Annotated in this window: 5 protein-coding genes; 1 reads left to right on the top strand and 4 read right to left on the bottom strand. The window is 71.6% G+C overall.

Annotated features, from left to right (window positions below):
* Window positions 1-169 precede the first annotated feature (169 nt).
* Window positions 170-1,093 (bottom strand): phosphotransferase, encoded by a 924-nt coding sequence (locus ACFKCF_RS41115; RefSeq protein ID WP_394500757.1) that lies wholly within the window; start codon window positions 1,091-1,093, stop codon window positions 170-172.
* A gap of 302 nt (window positions 1,094-1,395) precedes the next feature.
* Here ACFKCF_RS41115 and ACFKCF_RS41110 point away from each other — a divergent pair, with 302 nt between their 5' ends.
* The gene (locus ACFKCF_RS41110; RefSeq protein ID WP_394500756.1) at window positions 1,396-2,595 is read left to right on the top strand and encodes an aminoglycoside phosphotransferase family protein; all 1,200 of its coding nucleotides are present in this window, start codon (window positions 1,396-1,398) and stop codon (window positions 2,593-2,595) included.
* Window positions 2,596-2,672: 77 nt separating this feature from the next.
* On the opposite strand, the gene ACFKCF_RS41105 is transcribed toward ACFKCF_RS41110, so the two are convergent.
* Genes ACFKCF_RS41105 through ACFKCF_RS41095 form a run of 3 tightly spaced genes read right to left on the bottom strand, consistent with a single transcriptional unit; the run spans window position 2,673 to window position 6,013 of the window.
* Window positions 2,673-4,139 carry a glycoside hydrolase family 32 protein gene (locus ACFKCF_RS41105; protein WP_394500755.1) on the bottom strand — a complete coding sequence of 489 codons (1,467 nt, stop codon included), beginning with the start codon at window positions 4,137-4,139 and terminating at the stop codon, window positions 2,673-2,675.
* Between the two features lie 39 nt (window positions 4,140-4,178).
* Window positions 4,179-5,039 (bottom strand): carbohydrate ABC transporter permease, encoded by an 861-nt coding sequence (locus tag ACFKCF_RS41100; protein ID WP_394500754.1) that lies wholly within the window; start codon window positions 5,037-5,039, stop codon window positions 4,179-4,181.
* The gene (locus ACFKCF_RS41095) at window positions 5,036-6,013 is read right to left on the bottom strand and encodes a carbohydrate ABC transporter permease (RefSeq protein WP_394500753.1); all 978 of its coding nucleotides are present in this window, start codon (window positions 6,011-6,013) and stop codon (window positions 5,036-5,038) included. Before ACFKCF_RS41095 ends, ACFKCF_RS41100 begins: the two co-directional genes overlap by 4 nt.
* Window positions 6,014-6,017 lie beyond the last annotated feature (4 nt).

Here is a 6,017-nt window from a genome sequence, read left to right as displayed (position 1 = left end):
GCCGTGCACCCGGTGGTGCTCGGCGGCGGCCGGCAACTGTTCGCCGCGCCGGAGCAGCGCCACAAGCTGCGACTCGTCGACTCGCACGTCCTCGACGGCCAGGTCGTGGTGTCGCACTACCAGCCCACCTCCCGATAACCGGGCCGTTGACGTCTCGCCGGGAAGAGGCTCAGAGTGCCGTCAGGATGGCGTCGATCCTCGCCGGTGTCAGCGGCCGGTCGAGCATCGCGCGCAACCGGGCGCGGGCCCTGCCGCGATTCTCCTCGGACTCCTCAGCGGACAGGGCACGCCTGGCGTAGAACTCCAGCAAGTGCCCCTGCACGACGATCGCCATCGAGAAGTCGGCCGGCTCGGCCACCAGCGCAGGCCCGCCCGCGCCCCGATAGGCGCGGTAGGCCGCGACCGCGTCCTCCAGAGGCAGATCGACGAGGATCCCCGCCAGCTCCCACGCCGGGCGCGCCGGTCCGCAGTTCTCCCAGTCCAGCACGATCACGCCGCCGTCGGCCGCCCGGCACACGTTCTCCACGTTGACGTCGCGATGGCAGGTGGTGATGAGGGAGCCGGGCGGGGCCACCAGGGCGTCCAGCGCGAGGAGATCGGCGAGCGCCCGCTGCAGCGCCGGTGCCCACTCGCCCCCGGCCGCCGCCAGTTCCTCCCATGCGGCCCGGCCGACCGGCTCGCAGAACCACGGGGCGACCGGCCCCGACGCCGGATGCCCCACCTGATGCAGCCCGGCCGTCACCAGGCCGAGCTCAGCCGCCGTGACCACCTCGCCCGGCACCAGATCCACCCATTCGTAGACCCGCCACCTCCCGTCGAGCAGCACGTCGCCCTCCACCGTCGTGACGTGCCGCGGCAGGCGTACCCCTGCCTGGCCGGCGGCCAGCTGGAACGCGGCGTCCTGCCGTGCGTCGCTCTCTTCGGCGGGTACGAGCAACTCCTTCACGGCCCACGAACCGCGCACGGTGTCCAGCCGCCAGATCCGGCCCAGTTCGCCGCGCGCCGCGTACCCGGCCGGCCCGACCGGCTCCCCCAGCCCGTACGCCCGCGCCACTGCCCGCATCGCCTCGTCCACGATTCCTCCCCACGGCACTCGGGCCATGGTGTCCTCACTCTGGGCCACCGGCAACTCCGGGAGGTGCCGCACGGCGAGACGGCCCTGGACCGGTCGTGGGTGCGGGTCGCTGTCCAGCAGGACGCAGCAGCGTTGATGATCCCCGGTGGCGGACGGCGTTCATGCCCCCTCCCTACGCGCCGGCGTCCCAGCATTCGGTCAGGAAGCCGCGGCGGCGCTCACCGGGGAGGCCTCGCGGCCGGCGGCAGTGCCTGCACGCAGGTGCCGCGCGGCCCGGATATTCCATGGCGAACGTCGCGGGGAGCGATCAGACTGAGCGGATGGACAGGACGGTCAGCGCGTGGGTCACATTCGGTGACGAGCGGCTCGGTGTCGTCGGCCCGTTCGCGGTGGATGTGCCGTGGTGGGCCGAGGTGGAGCCGATCGTCGCGCACCTGCGCCAGGTGCTCGGCGTGGATGTGCTGGTGCTGCGCCTGCTGGACGTGGCCGGCGGCGAAGGCGGCCGCGATGGTCACGTGACCTATCACGTCGAAGCGCTGGAACGGCCCGCGCCCGGGCGGCTGACGGCCGCGCTGCCCACCGATCACGCAGTGCTGGACAGGCCCGAGCGGCTGCGGGCGCCGTGGGCGCGGATCGACGGGCTGCGGGAGCTGCTCGGCTGGGCGGCGGACGCGCTGAGGGCGGCCGGGCGGCCGCTGACCGGGCCGATCCGGCAACGCAAGACCTGGAATCTGGCCGGACTGTTCCTCCTGCCCACCGCCCGAGGGCCGGTATGGCTGAAGGCCACGCCGCATTTCGCCACCGACGAGGCCACCGTCATCGGCAGGTTCGCGGCGCTGGACCCGGGCCTGGCTCCCACGGTCGTGGCATCGGAACCGCGGCGGGTCCTGCTGGAGCATCTTCCCGGCGAGGACTGCTGGGACGCCCCCGTCGAGATCGTCGACAGCGCCGTGAGGCGGCTGGTCGCCGCGCAGGCCCGGCTGGCGGGCGCGATCCCGCCCGGGTTGCCGGACCGCCGCGGACCCGTCGTCGCCGACCGGGTCCGCGGCCTGCTCGCCGGTGACGTGGGCCGCGAGCTGACCGCCGAGGAGCTGGCGCGAGCGTACGAGCTGGTCGAACGATGGCCCATGCTGGCCGAGTGCGGCCTGCCCGACACGATCGTGCATGGCGACTTCCACCCGGGAAACTGGCGCAGCGACGGCGGCCCGCCGGCCGTGGTGGACTTCGCCGACGCGCACCTCGGCAACCCGGTGCTGGACGGGATACGGGCCCGTGACTGGCTTCCCCCCGCCAAACGACCCGCCGCCGCCGAGGCCTGGATCGAGGCCTGGACCGCCCACGTCCCCGGCTGCGACCCGGCCCGAGCACTAACGATCGCCGAACCGCTGTCTCACCTGGTCTACGCCGTCCGCTACCAGGAGTTCCTGGACGGCATCGAACCGTCGGAGCGGATCTACCACCTCGACGACCCTGTCACCAGCATCCGCGCCGCCCTGCGTTCCGCCATGATCATGGACTGACGACCCGGCCGATCGCGACACCGGGACGGGGAGCCGGAACGGAAGGAATGCGGAAGGCCGTGACGTGGCCGCGACTGTCACGCGGATCGGCCTTCCGGCTCCGCGGCGTCGGCGCTCGGCTCCTTGATCACGAGAGGCAGCAGCTCCCACGCATCGACGGCGTAGCCGAGACGCGCGCCCGGCGCGCTGCGGGCCTGCAGCCGCCACGGGCCGTCCCCGGTCGGGTAGCAGCGCAGCGTGAGCGCCTGGCCGGTGGTGGACAGGAAGATCTCGGCGATGGAGTGGTCGACGACCACGCGCAGGTCGACCGGCTCGCCGCCGGGGCAGGGCATCCGGTAGGCGCCGCCGCGGGCCCGGGCGTCCAGCGAGGCGCGGTCGCGATCGACGATCAGCTCACCGGCCACCGGGTCGAGGCGGATGTCGAGGTACTCGGAGCCGTCTGCGCTGGTCAGCAGCCGCAGACCGGCCTGTCCGGTCGGCTCCAGCCGGGCCGTCAGGTCGAAGGCGCGGCCGACGCCGCCGAGGTCCACCGGCTCCGGGCCGTGGGCGGTACCCGTGGCGTGGACGGCGTGCTCGCCGCGCAGGGTGCGCAGTTCGGCGGCGGGTTGCTGGTGCAGCGTGCCGTCGTCGGTGAGGGTGATCTCGCGTGGGAGGGTGAGCACGCCGGCCCATCCCGCTGCGGCGGCCCAAGCGTCGTCGCGCGCTTCCCAGGACCAGCCCCAGAGCAGCCATCGGCCGCCCGGTGCGCGCAGCAGGGCGGGCGCGTAGCAGTCCGGGCCGTGGTCGAGGAGCATGGGCGGGCCGGCTTCGAAGCTGTCGTCGCGTACCTCACCCACCAGGGCCGTGACGCACTGCGGGCCGTCGTGGTCGTTCCACGCGCTGATGATGAGGGCACCGCGCCCGCCGTCAGCAGGGAGGTATTGAGGGCACTCCCAGCCCTTGCCGGTACGGGCCCGCGTCCCGGTGACGTCCTGCGGCTCCCGAGCGCAGAACGGCCCCCGATAGGTCCAGTTCTCCAGGTCGGGCGACTCGTACAGCAGGGCCGCGCCGCGGCCGTCGGCGAGTGCGGCGCCGACCAGCATCCGCCAGCGTGCGCCGTCCTGCCAGACGTACGGGTCGCGGTACATGGTGCAGCCGTCGGGCGGCCGCGGGATCAGCAGGTCGCCGCGGGGGCGGAAGGTCCGGCCGCCGTCGTGGGACTCGGCGGTGGTGACCGGCTGGCTCCAGCGATCCTCGCGGTAGGCGGAGTAGAAGGCGACCATCCGGTCGCCGTCGGAGACGGCGTTGCCGGAGAAGCAGCCGTCGGCGTCCTCACCGCCGGCGGTGGGCGAAAGGGCGATCGGCAGCGGCTCCCAGCTCAGCAGGTCGAGGCTGCGGAAATGGCCCCAGTGCATGTTCGCGTGCTGGTTTCCGTAGGGGTTGTACTGGTAGCACACGTGATAGTGGCCGTCGTGGAAGACCAGCCCGTTGGGATCGTTGATCCAGTTGCGGGGCGGGCGCAGGTGCGCGACAGGCCGGTACGGGTCAAAGGGCGTGGTGGACACACACGTGCCTTTCGGAGGGTCAGACCATGCAGGGATGGGTCAGCGGAAGGAGCCGGCCACGATTCCCTCGACGAAGTAGCGCTGGGCGGCGATGAAGATCAGCACACTGGGGATCAGGGCGATGATCACTCCGGCGAGCACGATGGAGATGCTGCCGGTGCCGTAGGTGCCCTGCAGGGTCACCAGACCCAGCGGCAGGGTGAACTTGGCGGTGGACTGCAGGAAGATCAGCGGCCGGAAGAACTCGTTCCAGTAGGCGGAGAAGGTGAGCACCGCCAGGGTCGCCATCGGAGCGCGCGCCATGGGCGCGTAGATGCGGGCGAACACCTGGAAGTGCGAGGCTCCGTCCACCCGTGCCGCCTCGCCGAGCTCCCGCGGCATCTGCAGGAAGTACTGCCGCATCAGGAAGGTGCCGAAGGCGCCCCCGACCGCGGGCAGCACCAGCGCCATGAGGCTGTCGGTCAGGCCCAGGTACTTGATGATCAGGAAGACCGGGATGATGGTCGTCTGGAGCGGCACCATCATGGTGGCCAGGATGATCCCGAACAGGGCTTTGCCGCCCCGGAAGCGGACCATGGCGAAGGCGTAGCCGCTCATCGTCGAGGTGGCCAGCTGGCCGGCCACGATGAGCCCGGTGACCAGGAAACTGTTCAGGAAGAAGGTCCCCAGCGGGACCTGCTCGAAGACGGCCCCGTAGTTCGACCACACCGGATCGGTGGGGATCCACTGCGGGGCCCCGCCGAAGGAGGCGGCCGGCGTGCGCAGCGAGGTGGACAGCGCCCACACGAGGGGGGCCACCACCAGCGCGGCCGCCACCGTCAGCACGATGACCGACACCACCGGGGCGATGCGCGGACGTCGGTGCGGGGCCGGCGTGGGCTGATCCACGATGGCGGTCATGAGTAGAACACCCACTTTCGGCTCAGCGTGAACTGCACGGCCGTGATGACCAGCAGGACGGCGAAGAGCAGTACGGAGATGGCCGAGGCGTAGCCGAACTGGAGGTTCTGGAAAGCGGTCTGGTAGACGAGCAGGACGGTGGTGTAGGTGGCCTCGCCCGGGCCGCCCTTGGTCATCACGTACGGCTGGTCGAACAGCTGCATCGTGTTGATCAGGCCCACGGTGCAGGCGAACAGCACCGTCGGGCTGATCAACGGCAGCTTGATCCGCCAGAACAGGCGGGCGGACGACGCGCCGTCGATCTGCGCGGCCTCCAGGATGTCCTTCGGCACAGCGCCGAGGGCGGCGACGAAGAGGATGAACGTGAAGCCCAGTTGCTGCCACACCGCGACCAGCACGACCGTGGCCGTCGCTCCCCCGGTCGAGCTCAGCCACGGCACCGGGGGCAGGTGAAGCGCGTCGAGGTAATAGTTGATCACGCCGAAGTGATCGTTGAACACGTAGCTCATCACGATCGAGATCGACGCCGCGGAGGCCAGCATCGGCAGGAAGAACGCCGCGCGGAAGAGGTTGCGCACGATCGCCGAGGCCCGCTGGGCGACCAGCAGCGCCAGCCCCAGGCCGAGGACGACCTGCAGCAAGACGATCATCACGGTGAGGCCGGAGGTCACCAGCAGCGAGTGGGTGACCGCCTTGTCGTGCAGGAGCGCGTCGAAGTTCTGCAGCCCCACGAACTCGGGGCTGCTGATGGCGTCCCACTTGAACAGCGCGAGGACGAACGAGCCGACGATCGGCGCCACGGTGAAGACGAACACCACCACCAGGGACAGCGACACCATCGCGTAGCCGAAGAGGGCTTCGCGGCGAGCGCGGCGCCGGCCCGCGGCGCCGTCTGCTCGGACCTGGGCGGGGCGGCCGGGCCGCGCGCCCGACGGGGCGGACGCGCGGCTGCGGCTTCGGACAGGCTGCGACATCAGC

The organism is Nonomuraea sp. JJY05, from assembly GCF_043496855.1.
Taxonomy (GTDB): domain Bacteria; phylum Actinomycetota; class Actinomycetes; order Streptosporangiales; family Streptosporangiaceae; genus Nonomuraea.
This window is presented reverse-complemented; position numbering and strand designations above follow the sequence as displayed.